Source organism: Pseudomonas sp. LG1E9, from assembly GCF_003290225.1.
GTDB classification, from domain to species: Bacteria; Pseudomonadota; Gammaproteobacteria; order Pseudomonadales; family Pseudomonadaceae; genus Aquipseudomonas; species Aquipseudomonas cyclaminis.
In genome coordinates this window covers 912934-934038 of the sequence record NZ_CP029983.1, presented here as the reverse complement: position 1 = coordinate 934038, position 21105 = coordinate 912934, and the positions used below count along the sequence as shown (strand labels likewise).

General features: G+C 59.9%; 21 protein-coding genes. 6 read left to right on the top strand and 15 right to left on the bottom strand.

All coding sequences use genetic code 11. The features are described 5' to 3' along the window. Positions 1–56: 56 nt before the first annotated feature. The 4 genes from DNK50_RS04530 to DNK50_RS04515 are packed head-to-tail and all read left to right on the top strand — an operon-like array spanning position 57 to position 3284. Positions 57–872, top strand: a complete 816-nt coding sequence (locus DNK50_RS04530; protein WP_112192938.1) for a MetQ/NlpA family ABC transporter substrate-binding protein — start codon at positions 57–59, stop codon at positions 870–872. Beyond that, on the top strand, positions 869–1984 hold the full coding sequence (locus DNK50_RS04525) for a methionine ABC transporter ATP-binding protein (RefSeq protein ID WP_112192937.1): 1116 nt from the start codon (positions 869–871) through the stop codon (positions 1982–1984). The genes DNK50_RS04530 and DNK50_RS04525 overlap by 4 nt, the downstream gene beginning before the upstream one ends. Then, positions 1974–2618 carry a methionine ABC transporter permease gene (locus DNK50_RS04520; protein WP_056858169.1) on the top strand — a complete coding sequence of 215 codons (645 nt, stop codon included), beginning with the start codon at positions 1974–1976 and terminating at the stop codon, positions 2616–2618. Before DNK50_RS04525 ends, DNK50_RS04520 begins: the two co-directional genes overlap by 11 nt. A 39-nt stretch (positions 2619–2657) precedes the next feature. Continuing rightward, positions 2658–3284: a bifunctional 2-polyprenyl-6-hydroxyphenol methylase/3-demethylubiquinol 3-O-methyltransferase UbiG gene (locus DNK50_RS04515; RefSeq protein ID WP_099584383.1), complete on the top strand. Its 627-nt coding sequence runs from the start codon at positions 2658–2660 to the stop codon at positions 3282–3284. A gap of 66 nt (positions 3285–3350) precedes the next feature. On the opposite strand, the gene DNK50_RS04510 is transcribed toward DNK50_RS04515, so the two are convergent. From DNK50_RS04510 to DNK50_RS04455, 12 genes are all read right to left on the bottom strand, one after another. Then, on the bottom strand, positions 3351–6407 hold the full coding sequence (locus tag DNK50_RS04510; RefSeq protein WP_112192936.1) for an efflux RND transporter permease subunit: 3057 nt from the start codon (positions 6405–6407) through the stop codon (positions 3351–3353). Continuing rightward, entirely contained in the window at positions 6404–7474 is a 1071-nt protein-coding gene (locus DNK50_RS04505; protein ID WP_099584381.1) for an efflux RND transporter periplasmic adaptor subunit, read from the bottom strand. Before DNK50_RS04505 ends, DNK50_RS04510 begins: the two co-directional genes overlap by 4 nt. Further along, positions 7471–8553, bottom strand: coding sequence for an efflux RND transporter periplasmic adaptor subunit (locus DNK50_RS04500; protein WP_112192935.1), 1083 nt, complete (start codon positions 8551–8553; stop codon positions 7471–7473). The genes DNK50_RS04505 and DNK50_RS04500 overlap by 4 nt, the downstream gene beginning before the upstream one ends. 240 nt (positions 8554–8793) lie before the next feature. Beyond that, on the bottom strand, positions 8794–9642 hold the full coding sequence (locus DNK50_RS04495; RefSeq protein ID WP_112192934.1) for a transporter substrate-binding domain-containing protein: 849 nt from the start codon (positions 9640–9642) through the stop codon (positions 8794–8796). Continuing rightward, a complete protein-coding gene (locus DNK50_RS04490; protein ID WP_112192933.1) occupies positions 9639–10415 on the bottom strand; it encodes an amino acid ABC transporter ATP-binding protein in 777 nt (258 codons plus the stop codon). The genes DNK50_RS04495 and DNK50_RS04490 overlap by 4 nt, the downstream gene beginning before the upstream one ends. Then, on the bottom strand, positions 10412–11071 hold the full coding sequence (locus DNK50_RS04485) for an amino acid ABC transporter permease (protein WP_112192932.1): 660 nt from the start codon (positions 11069–11071) through the stop codon (positions 10412–10414). Before DNK50_RS04485 ends, DNK50_RS04490 begins: the two co-directional genes overlap by 4 nt. Continuing rightward, on the bottom strand, positions 11052–11717 hold the full coding sequence (locus DNK50_RS04480; protein WP_112192931.1) for an amino acid ABC transporter permease: 666 nt from the start codon (positions 11715–11717) through the stop codon (positions 11052–11054). Before DNK50_RS04480 ends, DNK50_RS04485 begins: the two co-directional genes overlap by 20 nt. Before the next feature lie 339 nt (positions 11718–12056). Further along, positions 12057–13427 (bottom strand): TcdA/TcdB catalytic glycosyltransferase domain-containing protein, encoded by a 1371-nt coding sequence (locus DNK50_RS04475; RefSeq protein WP_162633361.1) that lies wholly within the window; start codon positions 13425–13427, stop codon positions 12057–12059. A 301-nt stretch (positions 13428–13728) separates the two neighbouring features. Then, the gene (locus tag DNK50_RS04470; protein WP_099584375.1) at positions 13729–14511 is read right to left on the bottom strand and encodes a MetQ/NlpA family ABC transporter substrate-binding protein; all 783 of its coding nucleotides are present in this window, start codon (positions 14509–14511) and stop codon (positions 13729–13731) included. Positions 14512–14637: 126 nt separating this feature from the next. Further along, complete coding sequence (locus DNK50_RS04465) at positions 14638–15561, bottom strand: sigma 54-interacting transcriptional regulator (RefSeq protein ID WP_099584374.1); 924 nt, start codon at positions 15559–15561, stop codon at positions 14638–14640. Between the two features lie 47 nt (positions 15562–15608). After that, a complete protein-coding gene (locus DNK50_RS04460; protein ID WP_099584373.1) occupies positions 15609–16190 on the bottom strand; it encodes an alpha/beta hydrolase in 582 nt (193 codons plus the stop codon). Positions 16191–16432: 242 nt separating this feature from the next. After that, positions 16433–16681, bottom strand: a complete 249-nt coding sequence (locus DNK50_RS04455) for a hypothetical protein (RefSeq protein WP_112192929.1) — start codon at positions 16679–16681, stop codon at positions 16433–16435. Between the two features lie 404 nt (positions 16682–17085). On the opposite strand from DNK50_RS04455, the gene DNK50_RS04450 reads away from it, so the two are divergent. Continuing rightward, a complete protein-coding gene (locus tag DNK50_RS04450; protein ID WP_112192928.1) occupies positions 17086–17934 on the top strand; it encodes an EamA family transporter in 849 nt (282 codons plus the stop codon). Beyond that, positions 17934–18881 (top strand): LysR substrate-binding domain-containing protein, encoded by a 948-nt coding sequence (locus DNK50_RS04445; protein ID WP_112192927.1) that lies wholly within the window; start codon positions 17934–17936, stop codon positions 18879–18881. Before DNK50_RS04450 ends, DNK50_RS04445 begins: the two co-directional genes overlap by 1 nt. Positions 18882–18965: 84 nt before the next feature. Here DNK50_RS04445 and DNK50_RS04440 read toward each other — a convergent pair whose 3' ends face one another. The 3 genes from DNK50_RS04440 to DNK50_RS04430 are packed head-to-tail and all read right to left on the bottom strand — an operon-like array spanning position 18966 to position 20950. Then, positions 18966–19367 carry a biopolymer transporter ExbD gene (locus tag DNK50_RS04440; protein ID WP_112192926.1) on the bottom strand — a complete coding sequence of 134 codons (402 nt, stop codon included), beginning with the start codon at positions 19365–19367 and terminating at the stop codon, positions 18966–18968. Between the two features lies 1 nt (position 19368). After that, on the bottom strand, positions 19369–20088 hold the full coding sequence (locus DNK50_RS04435) for a MotA/TolQ/ExbB proton channel family protein (RefSeq protein WP_112192925.1): 720 nt from the start codon (positions 20086–20088) through the stop codon (positions 19369–19371). Between the two features lie 52 nt (positions 20089–20140). Beyond that, the gene (locus DNK50_RS04430; RefSeq protein WP_112192924.1) at positions 20141–20950 is read right to left on the bottom strand and encodes an energy transducer TonB; all 810 of its coding nucleotides are present in this window, start codon (positions 20948–20950) and stop codon (positions 20141–20143) included. Positions 20951–21105: the final 155 nt, after the last annotated feature.

Sequence of the window (21105 nt, the reverse complement as noted above, 5' to 3'; positions counted from 1 at the left end):
CCTCCCACATTGGATCTCCACTGTTTGCACTAATAACTTATGACTGGAAATAAACCATGAAAAATATACTGCTCTCCCACCCAGTCAAAGCACTGGCCCTGGCCCTCGGGTTGTTCAGCTCGGCGGTGTTCGCCGCCGATGCGCCGCTCAAAGTCGGCACCACTGCCGCCTTCGCGATTCCCCTGGAAGCCGCCGTCGCCGAAGCCGGCAAGCAGGGCCTCAACGTCGAGCTGGTGGAATTCACCGACTGGATCGCACCCAACGTCAGCCTGGCCGCCGGCGATATCGACGTGAACTACTTCCAGCACATCCCCTTCCTGGAAAACGCCAAGGCCGCCGCCGGGTTTGACCTGGTGCCCTACGCGCCGGGCATCATCAACAACGTCGGGCTGTATTCGAAGCAATACAAAAACTTCAACGAACTGCCCGAAGGCGCCAGCGTGGCCATCGCCAATGACCCGATCAACAGCGGTCGCGGCCTGCAACTGCTGGCCAAGGCCGGGCTGATCACGCTCAAGCCGGGCGTAGGCTACAAGGCCACCGAAGAAGACATCGTCGCCAATCCAAAGAAAATCAAAATCCTGCAAGTCGAGGCCGTGCAACTGGTGCGCGCCTATGATGACGCCGACCTGGTGCAGGGCTACCCGGCCTATATCCGCCTGTCCAAGACCTTCGATGCTGAATCGGCGCTGCTGTTTGACGGCCTCGACCACCCGGAATACGTGATCCAGTTCGTGATCCAACCGAAGAGCAAAACCGACCCGCGCGTGATCAAGTTCGTCGACATCTACCAGCACTCGCCGGTGGTGCGCGCGGCCCTGGATAAATCCCTGGGCAAGCTCTACCAAGTGGGCTGGGAAGCTAAAAAATGACCGCCGCCAACACCCAACTGCGCGACCTGGGCACACCGCCCAGGGACGCCGAGCAGACTGAACTGCATCCGGACCTGAACCGCGCCCATGTGCGTTTTATCAACCTGGGCAAGACCTACGACGGCACGGTGCATGCCTTGCAAGGCATCGACCTGACGATCCAGCGCGGTGAAGTGTTCGGCATCATCGGCCGCAGCGGCGCGGGTAAATCCTCGTTGATCCGCACCATCAACCGCCTGGAACAACCGAGCAGCGGGCGCGTACTGATCGATCAGGTGGACATCGGCGACTTCGACGAAGACCGCCTGGTGGCGCTGCGTCGGCGCATCGGCATGATCTTCCAGCACTTCAACCTGATGTCGGCCAAGACCGTGTGGCAGAACGTCGAGCTGCCGCTCAAAGTCGCCGGCGTGCCCAAGCCCCAGCGTGAGCAGAAGGTGCGCGAACTGCTGGAGCTGGTGGGTTTGCAGGACAAGCACAAGGCCTACCCGGCGCAGCTGTCCGGCGGGCAGAAACAGCGCGTGGGCATAGCCCGTTCACTGGTGCACGACCCGCAAATTCTGCTATGCGACGAAGCCACCTCGGCGCTGGACCCGGAGACCACGCAATCGATCCTCGGCCTGCTGCGCGAAATCAACCAGCGCCTGGGCCTGACCATCGTATTGATCACCCACGAAATGGCGGTGATCCGCGACATCTGCGACCGCGTGGTGGTGCTGGAGCACGGGTGTATCGTCGAGCAAGGCCCGGTGTGGGAAGTGTTTGGCAACCCTCGACATGAGGTCAGCAAAACCCTGCTGGCGCCGTTGCAACACGGGCTGCCGGAAGAACTGCAAAGCCGTTTGCAGAGCACGCCTTCGTCCACGGACGCCGCCGTGGTGCTGCGCTTGCAGTTCACCGGCAGTGCCAGCGATGAACCGGACCTGGCGGCGCTGTTCAGCGCCCTCGGCGGGCGCGTGCGCTTGTTGCAAGGCGGCGTGGAACGCATCCAGGGCCATGCCTTGGGGCAATTGCTGCTGGCGGTGAATGGCGCCCCCCACAGCGCCGAAGAACTGCGCAACCGCGCCGCGAATTGGGCACAACAGGCGGAGGTGCTGGGCTATGTGGTTTGATCGTTTATTGCAGGGCGCCATCGACACCTTGTTGATGGTCGGCGTGTCGTCGCTGATCGCGTTGCTGGTGGGGATTCCACTGGCGGTGTTTCTGGTGACCAGCGACAAGGGCGGCATCTACCAGGCGCCGGCGCTGAACCGCGTGCTCGGGGCCTTCGTCAATCTGTTCCGCTCGATTCCGTTTTTGATTCTGATGGTGGCCTTGATCCCGTTCACCCGGCTGATCGTCGGTACTACCTACGGCGTATGGGCCGCCGTTGTGCCGCTGACCATCGCTGCCACGCCGTTCTTTGCGCGGATCGCCGAGGTGAGCCTGCGCGAGGTCGACCACGGTCTGATCGAAGCCGCACAAGCCATGGGCTGCCGTCGCTGGCACATCATCTGGCACGTGCTGTTGCCGGAAGCGCTGCCGGGAATTGTCGGCGGATTTACGATTACGCTGGTGACCATGATCAACTCGTCCGCCATGGCCGGCGCGATTGGTGCAGGCGGCTTGGGCGACATTGCCTACCGCTACGGCTATCAGCGTTTTGACACGCAGATCATGCTCACCGTGATTGTGCTGCTGGTGGTGCTGGTGGCGGTGATTCAACTGGGCGGCGATCGCCTGGCGCGGGTGCTGAACAAGAGGTGAGGTATAGTCGGGCCATCTCAGCGCCCGGTATTCCCCGTCATGACCCTCAAGCCCGACGACCTCAACCAGATCACGTCCACCACCCTCGGCCACTACAACAAAGTGGCCGAGGATTTCCGTGAAGGCACCCGCGACCACGATGTCAGCCAGAACATCGACGCGCTGCTGCGGCATATCCAAGGCGCGGCGCCGTTCACCGTGCTGGATTTCGGCTGCGGGCCGGGGCGGGATTTGCAGACCTTTACCCGTATGGGCCACATCGCCGTCGGGCTGGACGGCTCAGAGCGGTTTGCGCAGATGGCGCGTGAAGACAGCGGCTGCGAGGTGTTGCAACAGGATTTTCTCAAGCTGGATTTACCCAATGAGCGCTTCGACGGGATCTTTGCCAATGCAGTGCTGTTTCATATCCCCAAGCAGGAACTGCCGCGTGTGCTCAAGCAGTTGCATGGCGCATTGAAGCCTGGGGGCGTGCTGTTCAGCTCAAATCCACGGGGTGAGAACCAGGAAGGCTGGAACGGGCCGCGGTATGGGTCGTATCACGACTTGGCAGCGTGGCAAGAGTTGCTGACGACGGCGGGGTTTGTGGAGTTGGAGCACTACTATCGGCCCGCCGGATTACCGCGCGAACAGCAGCCGTGGCTGGCCAGCGTATGGCAAAAACCGTAGAAGCAACACATTTCCAAATGTGGGAGGGGGCAAGCCCCCTCCCACATTTTGACCGCACTCCGCCCGTTAAACGCGTTGCTCCTGCTTGGGCTCGCGGATCTTGTACCAGGCCACATACAGCGCCGGTAAAAACAGCAGCGTCAGCAAGGTGGCGATGATAATCCCGCCAATCATCGCGTACGCCATCGGCCCCCAGAACACCTCACGCGCAATAGGGATCATTCCCAGGCTGGCCGCTGCCGCCGTGAGCAAAATCGGGCGACGCCGGTGCTCGGTGGCTTCCACCACCGCATCCCACGGCGTGTAGCCGGCCACTTCGTATTCGTGGATCTGCGTCACCAGGATCACCGAGTTGCGAATGATGATGCCGATCAGCGCCAAGATGCCCAGGATCGCCACAAAGCCCATGGGCGTACCCGTGGGGATCAACGCCAGCACCACGCCGATCAGGCCCAACGGCGCCACGCTGGCCACCAGGAACATCTTCTGCACGCTGTGCAGCTGGATCATCAGGAAGGTCGCCATCAGGAACAGCATCAACGGCACCACGCTGGCGATCGGGCCTTGGGCCTTGCCGCTTTCTTCCACGGTACCGCCCGTGGCGACCTTGTAACCCACCGGCAAACCGGCGCTGAATTTATCGATCTCGGGCTTGAGCTGCTTGACCAGATCCGTCGGCTGCATCTCGTCACGCACCGAGGCCTTGATGGTGATGGTCGGCTTGCGGTCGCGACGCCACACCAGCGGCTGCTCCAGTTCGTAACGCACGGTGGCGAACGCCAGCAGCGGGATCGAGGTGCCGTTGGGCGTGACGATCTGCAGGTTCTGCAAGGTTTCCGGGGTGCCGCGTTCGGCGTCTTCAGCACGGCCGACCACGTTGATCAGGTAGATATCGTCGTGCACCTGGGTCACCGACGCGCCGCTGACCACGCTGTTCATCAGTTGGGCCACGTCTTCCGACGACAGCCCCAGTTGCCTTGCCTTGTCCTGGGCGATGTCGATGCGCAGCACTTTGCCGGGCTCGTTCCAGTCGTAGATGATCTCGCCCAAATGGGTGTTTTTATCCAGCAGCGTCGCCAGTTCGATGGCGTGCTTGCGCACCTGGTCGGTGTCTTTGCCGGATACGCGATACTGGATCGGACGCCCCACCGGCGGGCCCATTTCCAGGGGCTGCACAAAGCTGCCGATGCCGACAAAGTCATCACGCAGGCGTTTTTGCAGGCGCGCAATCAGCTCGCCGCGTTCTTCCAGGCCTTTGCTGACGATCACCAACTGCGCGTAGTACGGGTTTTCCAACTGCTGGTCGAGGGGCAGATAGAACCGAATCGCGCCCTGGCCGATATAGGTGCTCCAGCGTGCGATGTCGGGGTCGTCCTTGATGATCGCTTCCAGGCGGTCAACGGCCTTGCGCGTCTCGTTGATCGAGGCGTTTTGCGGCAGGTTGAGGTCGACGAGGATTTCCGGACGGTCCGACGACGGGAAAAACTGGTTCTGTACGAACTGCATCGAGAACACCGAAGCGACGAACAAGCCCACGGTAATGCCGATGGCCCACCAGCGGTTGCGCATGGCCCAGAGCATGCCGCCGTTGAAGGCGCGCCCGATGCGCCCAGGCTCGGCGTCGTGGGGTTTGACCTTGGCGCTGAGGATATGCACGCCGATCACCGGCGCAAACAGCACCGCCACCACCCACGACACCAGCATCGCCACGGCAATCACCGCAAACAGGGTGAAGGTGTACTCGCCAGCCGAACTGGCGTTGAGGCCAATCGGCACGAAACCGGCGACGGTCACCAAGGTACCGGTGAGCATCGGGAACGCCGTCGAGGTATAGGCGTAGGTCGCGGCCTGTTCCTTGGTTTCGCCCTTTTCCAGGCGCGTGATCATCATCTCCACGGTGATCATCGCATCGTCCACCAACAGGCCGAGGGCGATGATCAACGCGCCCAGCGACACCCGCTGCATGGTAATGCCGCTGTATTCCATGAACACGAACACCAGCGCCAAGACCAGCGGAATCGAACACGCCACCACCAACCCGGCGCGCATGCCGAGGCTGATAAAGCTCACCACCAGCACAATAATCACGGCTTCAAACAACGCGCTGGTAAAGCCGCCGACGGCCTCTTCCACCACTTCAGCCTGGTCGGAGACTTTGTGCACCCCGACGCCCACCGGCAGGTCGGCGGTCAGTTCGTCCATGCGGGTGTGCAGGGCCTTGCCGAACGACTGGATATTGCCGCCCTTCTGCATGGCGATGGCCAGGCCAATCGCCGGTTTGCCGTTGAACCGGAACATCGGTCGCGCCGGGTCGACGTAGCCGCGGCTGATCTCGGCGATGTCCGCCAGGCGATAGAAACGGTCATTGAGCCGCAGATTGACGTTGGCCAGGTCCTTTTCCGAGGCGAACTGCCCCGACGTGCGCACCGAAATCCGCTCCGGCCCGGCCTCGATCACGCCCGCCGGGGTCACGGCGTTCTGCGATTGCAGGCTCTGCACCACCTGGCGCTGGTCAACGCCCAGGGCGGCCAGTTTGCGCGTGGAGAAATTCAGGTAAATCACTTCGTCCTGCTGGCCGATCATCTCGACCTTGCCCAGCCCCGGCACCGAACGGATCTCGGCGCGCACCTGCTCCACATAGTCGCGTAACTGGCGCATGGACAGGCCGTCGCCGGTAAAGGCGTAGACCGAGCCGAATACATCGCCAAACTCGTCGTTGAATGACGGCCCCTGCAAACCCTGGGGGAAGGTGCCGCGAATGTCGTCGATCTTCTTGCGCACCTGGTACCAGATTTCCGGAATGGCCTTGGCGCTGGTGGTGTCCTTGAGAAATACAAACACTGTGGACTCGCCCGGCCGCGTGTAGCTTTTCACGTAGTCGAGGGAGTCGAGTTCTTCGAGTTTTTTCTCGATGCGGTCGGTGACCTGCTTGAGGGTTTCTTCCTGGGTCGCGCCTGGCCAGCGGGTCTGGATCACCATGGTCTTGATGGTGAAAGACGGGTCTTCCTCACGCCCCAGGTTCATGTAGGAGAACACGCCCATCAACAGCGCGACGAACATCAGGTACCACACGAAGGACTGATGCTTGAGGGCCCAGTCGGATAAGTTGAAGCTCCCTTTCATCGCGGGCTGTCCTCGTCGATTTTGACTTTTTGCCCGGGCTTCAGGCTGTTCACGCCAGCGGTGACGACACGTTCGCCGGGTTTGACGCCGCCGTTGAGCACCGCGCTGTGGCTGTCCCGGCTGACGACACTGACATCACGCGGTTGCACGGTCTGGCTTTGGGTGTCGAGGATCCAGAGGCGGGTCTTGCCGTCGACGTCTTGCAGGGCGCTGAGGGGCAATTCCAGGCGCGGCGCGATGGCCGTGCTCAAGGTCACGCTGATGGCGGTGCCCAGGCGGAATGCGGCGGGCGTATCGCTCAGGGTCAGCCGGGCGCGACGGGTACGGGTGGCGCTTTGGGCCTGGGGTTCGATCTCACGCACGATGGCGGTGGTGTTGACGCTGGGGTCCAACTGGCTGGCGACCAGGAACACCACGTCAGGTGGCAGGCGCTCGGCGAGGCCGGCGGGCAGGTCGATGACCGCTTCCTTGATGTCCGGGCGCGCCAGGGTCACCACTTGCTGGCCGGCGCTGACCACCTGGCCAGCCTCGGCGTTCCAGGCGGTGACGATGCCCGCGTGGTCGGTGCGCAACTCGGCGTAGTTGAGCTGGTCCTTGGCCTGGTTGACCGAAGCCTTGGCTTGGTCGAGTGAAGCCTGGGTGGTTTTCAGGTCGGTCTGGGCGATATCCAGTTGCGCCTGGGCGCCGACGCCACGGTTGAACAATTCCTGCTGGCGACGAGCGTTGGCCTGGGCGTTGATGAATTGCGCCTGGACGCGAGCGAGGTCGCCTTGGGCGGCGCGCAACTGGTTTTGCTGATCCGTGGGGTCGAGCACAGCGAGCAAGGCGCCCTTCTCCACTTCAGCCCCCACATCCACGGCGCGGCGGGCAATACGTCCCGGCACGCGAAAGCCCAGATTGCTTTCATAGCGCGCCTGGATGGTGCCGGCGAAGCGACCGAGGGTTTCCTGGTCTTCGGCTTTCACTTCCATGGACAGCACCGGGCGCACGGGCTCGGGCGGCGCCTCTTCCTTGGAGCAGGCCGCCAGCAGCAGGCTGGCGGCGAGGGCTAGCGTCAGGCGCTTCATGGCTGGGCTCCCTGCTGGGCAATCTCGACCAGCATGCCGGGGTGCAGCAATTGCCCACCGGCTACCACGACTTTTTCACCGCCTGTCAGGCCATCACCGATGATGACCTTGCCGGTGAGGTAACGGGCCACCGTGACCTTGTGCAATTGCGCCTTGCCGTCGCCATCGATCAGCCACACCGCGGGTTCGCTCAAGTCTTTGGTCAATGCCGACCACGGCAGCTCTACGCTCCGCTTGGCCTGCCCATTGGCGGTGGCGCTGACCACCGAACCGAGCTGCATGCCTTTGGGCAGCGATTGCAGCGCAATCTTCACCTGCACCGTGCCGGTGTTGGCCGCCACGGCAGGCGTGACTTCACGGACTTTGCCCTGGGCCTTGATACTCGGGTTATCCAACAGGCTGACGGTGATCGGCGCATCGGGCGGCGGCTCCACCAGCAGGGATTCGTAAACGTTGAACACCGCATCACGCTCGCCGTCGCTGGCCAGGCTGAAAATTGGCACAGTGGCCTGCACCACCTGGCCGACTTCCGCTTGGCGAGCGGTGATCACACCGGGCGTTTCAGCGATCAGCGAGGTGTAGCCCAGTTGCTCGCGGGCATTGGCCAGTTGAGCCTGGGCAGCGGCCAGGGCGCTTTGGCTGCTGCGCAGCGCGGCCTGGGCGGCATCGTATTCGCTGCGGCTGGTGTAGCCCTTGGGCAGCAGTTTTTCCTGGCGCACAAAGGCCGCCGCCGTCTGCTTGACCCGCGCCTGCTCCGCCACGACCTGGGCCTGGGCGGAATCGACGTTGGTCTGCAAATCCTTGGGATCGAGCTTGGCCAGCACTTGCCGGGCGGTCACGCGGTCACCCACATCCACCATGCGCTGGATGATCTTGCCGCCGACGCGAAAGGACAGGTCGGTTTGCACACGGGCCTGGATATCCCCGGTCAGTGTGACCGCTGCGGCAAAATCCGCCGACTGCACGGTTTGCACAAAGACCCGGGAATGCTGCTTGGGTTCGGCCTTTTCCTGGCCGCAAGCGCTCAGCAACACCACTAAACCCAGGCCGACAATACAAGTGGAAATACGACCGCCCATGCAGACTCCTTGTGCGCGATGCGATGTGCCAGTGTGTATGCGACTGTGAGCTTAGTTCAGGGTTCCTTATCTGCATGGGCCAGCACGTTTTGAGGTGATTTCACTGGCCTCATCGGGGGCAAGTCCAATCGTCGCATCGCCCCTCCCAAAAAGGGTTGGTTTCACAGATTCTGATGTGTGAATACAGTCAAATGTGGGAGGGGGCTTGCCCCCGATGCGGCCAGTAGCATCAATGAAGAATCAGCCCTGCCACTTCCCGCCTTCAACAATCACGCTCTCCGGCTTGGTCTCATCGCTCAGTTCTTTACGCACATATTGGTCATACAGCTTGAGCAAAAACTTCTCTTCACCCAGCTTGGCCAACTCGGCGTTCACCCAGTCGCGCAGTTCGATGTTGCCCTTCTTCACCGCCGGCGCAATCGGCGCTTCATCACCTAACTTCTCTTCCAGCACACGATAGCCAGGGTTCTGCTTGGCCCAGCTGAACAGCACCAGGTTGTCTTGGGCGTAGGCATCGCCACGGCCAGCCGACAGTGCTTGCAGCGACTCGGAGTTTTTCTCGAACTTGAGCAGTTTCCAGTCCGGGTGGTTTTTGGTCAGCCAGATATCGGCGGTGGTGCCAGTGGTGACGATGGTGGTGCGGGTGGCCAGGTCATCCAGGCTTTTGATCGCGCTGTCGTTAGGCACCAGGGCCTGTACCGCGACTTTCAGGTTGGGGTTGGTGAAGTCCACTGCTTCCTTGCGTTCCGGCGTCACGGTCATGTTGGCGAGGATCAAATCGACCTTGTCGCTTTGCAGGAACGGAATGCGGCTGGCCGGTTCCACGGCGACGAATTCGACTTTGTTCTCATCGCCCAGCAGGTCCTTGGCGAATTGACGGCCGATGTCGGTATCGAAGCCAACGTAACGGCCCGCTTCGTTCACAAAGCCAAACGGTGGTTTGTCGGTAAAGACCCCAACGATCAGCTTGTCCCGCGCCTTGATTTTGTCGATGTAGCTGACGGCCGCAGGTTTTACCGGCTCTTCGGCCTTTTTATCGCAGCCGGCCAGCAAGACGACGGCCAACAGTGGCAACAGTAGTTTTTTCATATCAGTTCCAGTTCCTTGGTTTTCTTGGGCAGTGTTGAAACAAAGGAGAACTTCTCCAGGAACTGCTGCGCGCGTGCGGTTTGCGGGTTCGTAAAGAATGCCTCGGGGGTGTTGTGTTCGAGGATGCGACCGGCCTCCATAAACACCACGCGGTCGGCGACGGCGCGGGCGAAGGCCATTTCATGGGTGACGATCAGCAGGGTCATGCCATCGCGGGCCAGCCCCTGGATCACTTCCAGCACTTCCTTGACCATTTCCGGGTCAAGGGCGGCGGTGACTTCGTCAAACAGCATGACTTGCGGGTTCATGCACAGCGAACGGACGATGGCGATACGTTGCTGCTGGCCGCCGGAGAGCTGGCGCGGGAAGGCATCGCGTTTGTCGGCCAGACCGACACGTTCCAACAGCTTTTCGGCCTGCTCGCGGGCTTCGCGGGGGTCGCGTTTTTGCACTTTGAGCGGGCCAAGCAGGATGTTGTCGAGCACGCTCATGTGCGGGAACAAGTGGTAGCTCTGGAACACCATGCCGATGTCCTGGCGCACCTGGCGCCAGTCGGTGTTTTTGCCCAGCAGCTCGCGACCTGCAAACCGCAGACTGCCGCTGTGGGCCACTTCCAGCCCATTGAGGCAACGCAGCAAGGTGCTTTTGCCGCAGCCGCTGGGGCCGAGGATCACCACCACTTCGCCGCTTTGCACACTCAGGTCGATGCCCTTGAGCACCTGCGTCTCGCCGAAAAATTTGTTGAAACCCTGAAACTCGATCAATGCGCTCATGCTTGGGCCCAGCGCCGTTCCAGCACCTTGGAGGCGGCCGACAACGGGTAGCAGATAAAGAAGAAAAACAGGAACAGCACGCCGTAGATCAGGACCGACTCGTAGGTGCGTTCGATGATTTGCTGGCCGACTTTGATCACGTCCACCACACCGATCAGCACCGCCAGGGAGCTGGTCTTGATGATGCGCGTGTAGACGTTGATGGTCGGCGGGGTCATGCGCTTGAGGGCCTGGGGCAGCAGCACGTAGCCGTACAGCTGCGGGTCCGACAGGCCAATCGACAAGCCCGCTTCTCGCTGGCCACGGGGCAGCGAATGCAAGGCGCCGCGCACCACCTCGCCCACCTCGCTGGCGCCCCACAGCGACAGCACCAGCACCGCGCACCAGAAGCTCGGGATGCTCAAGCCGAAGAAAATCGGCAGGCCAAAAAACAGCAAGTACAGCCATACCAGCACCGGGATCGCCCGGAACAACTCCAGGTACACCCGCAGCACTGCGTTGATCAGCTTGTTATTCAACGTGCGCAGCACGCCATACAACACGCCGCCGATGGTGCTGAAGGCAATGCTCAAAAACGAGATCGACAGGGTTTGTGCAGCGCCCTTGCCCAATTGCGGCAACGACACCCACAACAACTCAAGACCCGAACTGGCCATGCTGGAGCCTCCTTTCCAGGCGGCTGAGCAACAGCGACAGCGGCAAAAACAACAGCACGCAAATCAGCGTCAGCACGGCGAGCATTTCGTAGGTCTTGTAGTAAAGGGCGATGTAGCTCTTGGTGGTGTAGAGAATCTCCGGCACCGCCACGGCGGAGACCACGGTGGTCTCCTTGAGCAGGAAGATGAAATTGGCGAACAGCGCCGGCAGGCTGAGGATGCCGGCCTGGGGCAGGATCACATGGCGCAGCAACTGCCAGTCGGACAAGCCGATGGACTTGCCCGACTCGACCTGCGCCAGCGGCACCGCTTCCACACCGGCGCGCAGCACCTCGGTGAGGTAGGCGCCGCCCAGGAACGTCATGGTGATGATCGCCGCCCAGAACCCGGAGATATTGAAGCCCAGTGCCGGCAGCGCGAAGTACACGAAAAACAGTTGGATCAGCAGCGGCGTGTTACGCGCCAGCTCCACGTACAGCGCCACCAGGCGCGACAGGTAGGGCGTGCGAAACACCAGCAGCGCGGCGTTGATCAGTGCCACCAGCAGCGAGGTAGCAATGGCAATCAGGCCGACTTGCAGCGTCACGCCCACGGCTTTCAGAAACGCCGGGAGCGTGCTGAGGATAAAAGCGAAATCGAAGGTCATTTCCAGTCCATGACGCCGCAAGGGTAATCAGCGAGCGCAATCCGATCCGGCGTGGGTAACGCCGGGTAGCGCGAACTTTAAAGGTATAAAAAAGAAAATTTAAATATCCAAATAGCATATTGATATCACCCAAAAAGATAACCCCCGGATTCGCGGGTTTGACGGGTGACAGCTATGGTTGGAGGGTCTGAGATTCGAGGGATCGAACCATGCCGGAAGTGAAACCGATGGATCCGCAGGAGTTGGTGAAGTGGTTGATGGCGTTGCGCAGGGCGATCAATCGTCAAGCGCTGTAAAAAAAACAACAGCCTCACCGTGGTGAGGCTTTTTTTCATCGGCTCAACCTTTGGTGGATGGCCGCCGATCAGCACCTCCCGCCATGGCTTTGGTGGCGCTGTTTTGCTGTTCTTCGGTCTCAAAGTTGACGTAGTTGTCCGGGAACTTGAAGTGGGAATCCACCAGGCCCCAGTACTCTTTGTTCTGTGGCTTTGCCATGTCCCAGATACGTTCAGCGGAGGAGACGGCGTCGCTACGGATCAGCTCCGGTCGCCCTTTGGCTTCTTGTATCACCCTGTCAACATGCCCACGTAGTGCGTTGGGCCCGGTGGTTTCGATCGTGCTTTTATTCGGACGGCTGAAGTAACGGTCTCCAGCGTACTCATTGCCTTTCATCGAACGGTATTTGTCCCCGATGTCATCAATCAGGCTCTTCAGCATCGCGCTCTGGGGGTGGCTGGAGAACAGTGCGTTGGCAAAATAGGGGGTGGCGTTGCCACTTGCCTCACTCTTGCCCGCAGCCATGCCGACCAGCATCAGGTCTGGGTGGGCATTTAAGGCGCCATCAAGCGGGCGCACGCTTTCCAGGTCAATATCCGTGTAGGTGCCGCCATAGTGATTGACGATTTCATATCGGGCGACGTCGGAAGCTGCGGCGTAACCGCCGTTGCGGCCCATGATTTCATGCTGATACACGTCCTTGTTTTGCAGGCGTATGTCGGCAGGATTGCTCAAGTCACGTATCTGCACGTTCTTCAGATCGCTGAAACGCTCCCGTAAAGCCGCCAGGGTCTTCGTGTCACGGGGAGGGTTACTGGCGTAGCGGTCCCAAGACTTTGTCGTCTGGTCGAGAATGATGGCTTCTGCTTGATGAAACTTGTCGTCGGTGCGTGACGCGTGACGTTCAAAAGCACTGAGCACTTGAGAGGCGTTTTGGGGCGTAACTTTTCCACCCTCAGGCAGCAATGCTTCCTTCAACGCTTTGTTACCTGAAGACAAAAGCTCTTTATTAAGCTCTGCAATAACTTGTTTCTGCTCGATTTGATTGCGAGGCAATTGCAGCGGGTTGTTAATTGCTGTCTTAAGTTGACTGAACAACCCTCGAACAGGTCTTTCTGACTGGTAGTTTGGGTAAACACTTTCGGCTTTTGCCTGAGCTGATTTATTAGTTGCGTAAGCATCAAACTGAGTAGAGTCAACCCATAACATTATTTTATGATTCGGGTTCATGGAGGCCCACTGGCGTAAATAACTATCCTGATGCGAACCCGGTTTGGAACCCACCCAGACCATGTGGATATTATTGGGGACTGGCTTGAACTGATCTTCGGGGTATTTTGCTTCAAATCCTGCAGCAGATGACAAATGAGTAGCGTCATTCGCATGACCAGCCAGAGGGATTCGTACATCGTATGGAGAAATGGATTTCATCATAATGACATTGACTTCCAAAAGTTGGTAGAACTCACGGGCGCCTCCATGCGATCACTCTTACAACGCGCGCAAGTTTGGTCCTACTAAACCAACTAATCAAACCGTAAAATGTAAGGCAATTTAAAAATACACCCAGACACAATCCATCAAGCCAGCCAATGAACTAAACGGCGAACCTCGACCAATAACTTACTTAACGCCTTTAATTTTAGTTCTCTTTTTTATCAAAAACCCGGAATAAAAAAACGCCGACGCGATGCAAGCCGTCGGCGTTAAAACCTTGAAGGAGGTTTGGGTTACATCAGAACGCCGGCACGACCGCGCCGCTGTACTTCTTCTCGATGAAGGCTTTGACTTCCGGGCTGGTCAGGGCCTTGGACAGTTTCTGGATCGCGTCGCTGTCCTTGTTGTCCGGGCGAGCCACAAGGTAGTTCACGTAAGGCGAGTCGGAGCTTTCCAGGATCAGTGCGTCCTTGGCCGGGTTCAGCTTGGCTTCCAGGGCGTAGTTGGTGTTGATCAAGGCCAGGTCAACCTGGTCCAGTACGCGTGGCAGCAGGGCCGATTCCAATTCTTTGAATTTCAGGTGTTTCGGGTTGCTGGCAATGTCTTTGGGCGTGGCCAGAGCGTTGGTCGGGTCTTTCAGGGTGATCACGCCGTTCTTTTGCAACAGCAACAGGGCGCGGCCGCTGTTGGAGCCTTCGTTCGGGATGGCAACCGTGGCGCCATCTTTCAGGTCTTCAATTTTCTTGATCTTTTTCGAGTAACCACCGAAAGGTTCAACGTGCACGCCGACCACGGTCACGAGGTTGGTGCCCTTGCCCTTGTTGAAGTTTTCCAGGTACGGCAGGGTCTGGAAGTAGTTCGCATCCAGGCGTTTCTCAGCGACTTGCACGTTCGGCTGCACGTAGTCGGTGAACACTTTGATTTCCAGGTCCACGCCTTCCTTTTTCAGGGTTGGCTTGATCAGCTCCAGGATCTCGGCGTGCGGGATCGGGGTGGCGGCCACCACCAGTTTCTCGTTGGCCTGGGCGAAGCCGGCAGTCAGGGCAGCCGCCAGAGCGGTAAACAACAGAACCTTTTTCATGCAGTGTCCTTATCGGAATTCCGGGGCGTCGGTGACGACCGTTGTTATGTGGTGTGCCAGCGAAGTGCTATCGCGGCGTGAAACGGACAATACCTAGTTTTTTTATTCCCGAACAATATCTTTTATTCACGTTGATATTCCATTTTGCTCATGTAGGAATTTTCGCAATGATTCCTGCTCGGCAGGACTGGCGCTGTTGAAAATCCGCTGCAGTTGCTCCAACGGTGAGCCCGCCGCCGGCAGGTTCAAATGCTCGGGCAAAATTTCGTCGCCGCTGCTGACCAGCAGGGCAAAGTGAATGACGTTCTCAAGCTCCCGGGTATTGCCCGGCCAGCTGTGGTGTTCGAGGACGCGCTGGGCCGCATCGCTGATCAGCGGCACGGGCAGGTCCAGGCGCTGGCTGTAGATGCCGAGGAAGTACTCGGCCAATGAAAGGATGTCGCCGACCCGCTCGCGCAGCGCCGGCAAGTCGAGTCGGCCTTCGCTCAAGTAATGGAACAGCCGCTCATGAAACTTGCCCGCCGCCACGGCCTGGGCCAGGTCGATACTGGTGGCGGCCACCAGGCGCACGTCCACCGGGCTCGGCTGATGGGCGCCGACGCGGGTGACTTCGTGGTTTTCCAGGGCAGCGAGCAATTTGACCTGGATCGGCAGCGGCAAGTCGCCGATCTCATCCAGGTACAAGGTGCCGCCATTGGCCGAACCAAACCAACCGGCCCGGCTGCTGGCGGCTCCACTGTGGGCGCCGGCGGCGTAGCCAAACAACTCGGCATCGGCGTAAGTCGGGCTGATCGCGCCGCAGTTGACCGAGACAAACAGCCCGGTGCGGTCACTGCCACGGTGGATATGCCGCGCCAGCAGCTCTTTACCGCTGCCGGTCTCGCCACGGATCAACACCGGCAAGGCTCGGGGGGCGAGGTTTTCCAGGTCTTCGCGCAGTTGCCGCGAACGCGGGTCGACAAACACCAGCGCCTTGGCACGAATGCTCAGCGGGCTCTTTTCGGCGTCGGGGAAGGTCAGCAAGGGCTGGCCGAAGGTTTCATGACTCATGGCAGGCTCCCGCCCCAATCCACTCAGGGACGGGGCGTTGAAAAAATTTATGCGCTACGCCGGGCGTGGTGCTCAAGGCGGTTTTGCAGGCGATAGAGGTAGGCGAAACCCTGCTCCCAGCGCTGGTGACCGGACTTCACATTGATATGGCCAGCGCCGGAGAGGATGCCGGCTTCGGCGCCCCAATTACGCGCCAACTCCAGCGCACGCGGGGCGCTGACGGCACTGTCGTTGTCGGAGCCAACCACTTGGCTGGGAAACGGCAGCAGATCGGTCGGGATGGGCGCGAAGTTGCGCAGGGCCGCAGAGCAGGCCGGGCGTTCGACATCGGCGGGCGCCACCAGCAAGGCACCACGTACCTGCCGCAGGTACTGCAACGGCGCGGCGGCAGCCCAATGGGCCACGGTGATGCAGCCCAGGCTATGGGCGATCAGAATCACCGGCGTACTGTCGGCGGCGATGGCCTCGGCGAGCGCAGCCACCCAGTCTTCGCGACGCGGGGTGAACCAGTCGGCCTGCTCCACACGCGCACTGTTGGGCAAGCTGTTTTGCCAATGGGTTTGCCAATGATCTTCTGGCGATCCTTGCCAGCCCGGCACGATCAGATAACGAATCGACTCGCTGTGCATGGGTGTGCCCTCCTGCAGCGTTTAACGTTGTAGGACAGTATAGGGACGGGGTTTATATTCGTTAAGGAATAAGAAGCTATTTATTAATAACCAAAAACTTATTACCCCAGCAGATCCAAATGTGGGAGGGGCTTGCCCCCGATTGCAGTGGGTCAGCTACAGATAAGCTGACTGATACACCGCCATCGGGGGCAAGCCCCCTCCCACATTGATCGGATTTCACATTGGAATTGCAGTGATTTTCAGGTCGCGTGACGGGTCCGAGGCATACAGTCGATGGTGCGATCTACCACCGTCTTGGCCATTTCCAGCAAATGCCACGCCGCATGGATTTTCGCGCGGTCGTGCGGCTGCAGGTGCTCACAGCAGTCCCACACGGTGGCCGAGGCGCTGTGGATCAGGTGAGCGATATAAAGTTGGGCGTCTTCGAAACTGAGATTTTCGTTGGCGACGAGACAATCGAGGGGTGGATCGGGAAGTGCTTTGGTCATGGTGTAACTCCTATTGAACATGGGAGCGACCACTAACGCTGCTAAACGATAAGTGGCAGCTGTACGCGGGTTAGCAGACTGGCCAATAGGAACACCAGCGCACCCGAGGGTGCCCCACGCACAGCCGCCATAAACGCGGATGTGAACCGTGTGCCTATTGAACTCAGGCTGCTAAACCCGATCACTGAAAACCAGCGACGGGCCGAAGACTAGCCATCCATTCCAACAGCCACAAGGCGGCGGGGATTGTCTCGGAAACGTCCTGCAATTTAAAGGGATATGACTTGCTGGCCCTTTACAAACCATGACGGATTTTAATGGCGGCACTGACGAGCTTTCGCTTCTGGCCATCACACTTGGCTGCGTTAAATAGCCGCCTTCATTTCCCCGCCCGCCCGAGCCCCATGGACAACTCCGACATCGCGATCACCGTCGTTTTGATCTCCGCTTTCATGCATGCCACCTGGAACGCGGTCGTCCGGGGGGGGAGCAGTCGCTTCATGACCTTGGCCATGGTCGATGGTACGGCGCTGCTGATCTGCCTGGGGGCGCTGCCGCTGGTGGATGCGCCAAGCCCGCAGGTGTGGGGCTATGTGCTGGTTTCCGTGGTGCTCAACACGGCCTATCGATTGTTTCTGATCAAGGCGTATGAGACCGGCGACTTCGGGCAGGTCTACCCGGTCATGCGCGGGGTGCCACCGGTTTTAGTTGCGCTGTTTTCCTACTTTCTGCTCCATGAGCAGCTATCGCCCTACGCAATGGCAGGCGTGTTCCTGATCTGTGCCGGCATTATCAGCCTGACATTCGTGCGCAAGATGACCGCGCGTATGCTCAAACCGATCGTGATGGCGGTGTGTGCGGGTGCGTTCATCGCGTCCTACACAGTGGTGGATGCCAAGGGTGTAAGAGCCAGTGAGACGGTACTGCAATACATTCTCTATCTGACGGTATTCCAGAGCATTCCGATTCCGGCGCTGGCGGTTATCAAAAAGCGTGTGGCATTCGCAGAGGCCATTCGCAACCATTGGAAGGTCGGCGTCATGGGCGGCGTTTTGTACCTCACTTCCTACGGCCTGGTGCTGTTTGCGCTGTCGCTGGACGCGGTGGCCAAGGTCTCAGCGCTGCGGGAAACCAGTGTTATTATCGGCGCCATCATTGCCGCGCTGTTTTTTCACGAGCAGTTCGGCTGGCGGCGGATGCTTTCGGCGTTCGTCATTGTTTGCGGGATCATCTTGATCAAAGTGAGCACCTGATGGGCCAACGTCCGCCACCTACTCCCATGCTGCAAGCCTTTGTCAGTGCTGCACAGACGGGAAGTTTTGCGCGCGCCGCCTCGCAGTTGAATCTGACCGCCAGTGCGATAAGCCATCAAATTGCGGGGCTTGAGGAGTGGTGGGGCGTGCAGTTGTTTGAGCGCCACTCTCGGGGCGTGAACCTCACGGCAGCGGGGCACGTTTTGTTGCCGGTTGCAGATGGTTTTTTCCAAGCACTTGAGGCGGCTTTGCACACACTTAATCCGAGCAAGTCCCAGCCGCTTTACCTCTCGTGCACGTCTTCTCTGTGTTCCACCTGGCTAATCCCCAGAATGCATGGTTCCCACACCGATGCTTCATTCAACCTCGACCTGGTATTAACCAGTGCGGACATGAACAGCGCCAATCTCGGCGCTCATCAGTTCGATGTCGCGATTGTGATGGGGTACGGCGACTATCCGGATCATCATGCCGAACTGCTGATGCGCGATGCCGTGTTCCCGGTGTGCTCGCCAGAATTTCAACGTGCCAATGGCGATATTCCGCTGACTGATATCGCGCAGTATCCACTCATTCACCGTGTGGACGATCAGGTGTGTCCGGGGTGGGAAAGCTGGTTTGCGTTTCAGGGCCTGGCGGCTGCGCCTTATCACCATGGGCCACGCTTTCCGGACTCCAGCCTGGCAATCAGCCTGGCGGTTAAGGGTGGCGGGATTGCACTGGCCAGGACAGCGTTGGTGTATGACCAGTTGGAAGATGGCGCGTTGGTCACACTCGGCGGGCCGGTGATGATGTCGCCGGCGGCGTACTACGTTATTTGTCGCAACGGACGGCAATCGGAACCTGATATTGCTCGGTTGATTGGCTGGCTTAAAGAAAGCGCTGGAAAGTTTCAGCGTGAAGTTGAAATCCGGTATCCGCAAATCGCTGGGGTTGGTTCACTCTGAATCTGTGGTATTGCTGAAATCGAGGCAAAAAAAAGGCCGCACCCTGCCAAGGAGACGGCCAAAAAATTGTCGAGGCTTTTGCAATCAACGGGCGGTAATCACCGACAGCTTGGTTATCCCCGCGCGTTCGATAGACGCCATGGCTCGCGCCACTTCGCCGTAGTTCACTCCGTTATCCGCCTGCAGTTGTACCCGCACATCGGGGTCCTTGGCCTTGGCCGCCTGCAGGTTGAATTCCAGCAGGTCCGGCTGGATTTCCTCCTTGTTGATAAACAGCTTGCCGGCACCGTCGATGCTGACCACCAGCGGGTCTTTTTGCTCGACCGGGGCCACGGCCTCGGTCTTGGGCAGGTTGATCGGAATCGCGTTGGTCAGCAGCGGCGCGGTGACGATAAACACCACCAGCAGCACCAGCATCACGTCCACCAGCGGCGTAACGTTGATCTCGCTCAGTACCTCATCGCTGTCTTGCGTGGAGAAGGCCATCTCAGGACGCCTCCTTCACTTTTTGCGGGTTGCCGGCATTGGCTTTGTTCAGCGCCGGGTGCAGCAGTACGCGGAAGGAGTTTTTCTGCGCGAGGCTGTAGAAGTCGTGGGCAAAGTCATCAAGATCGGCCGCCGTGAGCTTCAGGCGACGCAGGAAGTAGTTGTAGACCAGCACCGCAGGCACCGCGACGGCGATACCGACGCCAGTCGCCACCAACGCTGCGCCAATCGGCCCGGCCACGGTTTCCAGGCTGGCAGAACCGGCGGCGCTGATGCCCTTGAGCGCTTCCATGATCCCCCACACGGTGCCGAACAGGCCGATAAACGGCGAGGTGCTGCCGATACTCGCGACCACGGCCAAGCCGGTTTCCAGGGAGCGGCGCTCGCGTACGATCTGTTGACGCAGGGCGCGTTCGAGACGGTCTTGGTGGTTGATCGCCTGGCTCAAGTCCGCCGCGTGGGGTGTTTCGCCGACCTGGATCGCGGCGTAACCGGCCTGGGCCACACGGGCCGCAGCGCCTGGTTGCGTTTCAGCCAGTTCAGCGGCCGAATCCAGACTCGACGCCGCCCAGAACTGTTTGTGGAACTTGCGATCCTGGGCCTTGAGACGCCCGAACTGCACGCCCTTGAGCAGGGCCAGGACCCAGGTGGCGACCGAAAAGACCACCAACAGCCAGATGACCGCGCTTTCAATGGATTCAAGTGGAGATGCTAATGCCATGGTGTGTTCCCTCTGTACAAGTCGCGGCGTGTGCAGCACCCCGCAGCAATAATTAGTGAATCTTGAAGTCGATCGGCACGCTGACCCAGCCGTCCTGGGCCACTTCGCCCTGCTTGGCCGGCACGAAGCTCCAACGCTTCACGGCGGTCAGTGCGGCGTCGTCGAGTTGCTGGCGACCGCTGCTTTTCTGGATCTGGATCTCACCCGGTTTGCCGCTGGCCAATACATGCACCCGCAACAGCACCGTGCCTTCCCAGCCCCGGCGCTGGGCCAGTGACGGATACTCCGGCGCCGGATTCTTCAGGTACGCGGCGTTGGCCGAAGCCGGGGTGACCGGGGCGGGTGCTGGCGGCGCGACCGGTGCCGGCGCGGGTGGCGCAGGCACAGGCGGCGCCGGCGGTTGCTCAACCGGTTTCGCGACAGGCTTGGGCACCGGCTTGGGAACTGGCTTGGGTTTGGGAATCTTTTTCGGCGCCGGCTTGGCGGCCAATTCATCCACCACAGGTGGCGGCGGCTCGACCACCGGCGGCGGCGGGGGTGGCGGCGCGGGCGGTGGCGGTTCCACCACGGGTGGCGCCGGCTGGGAAAATTCGATGGTCATCGGCGGGATTTCCGGCGGCACAATCGGCAGCACCGGTGTGGCCTTCTGGCTCACCCAATAGATCACCGCACCGTGCAGGGCCAGCACCAGCAACCCGAGCAGAATCCCTTCGCGGCGGCTGGAAAAACGCTTCGGCGTCTTCTGCGTCCGCAGTTGCCCCAATGGCGCGCGATGCGGCCGGCCAAGGTCGACCAACTCACCACCCGGTGCCTGGCGCCATGGCGCCTCGTGTGCACTGGCGGCGGTCTGGACATTGCCCATTGATTCACTCCCTACGGTTTTTGAAACAAAAAACCGACAGGCCTGCGTGGAAGGCCGTCGAGGGCTGAATCATCGGGGCCAGACGCTTATCTCTTAAAGTAATCTTTAAAGTTATACATAGATCTAAATTGAATAAATAAAACTGACGCAAATGC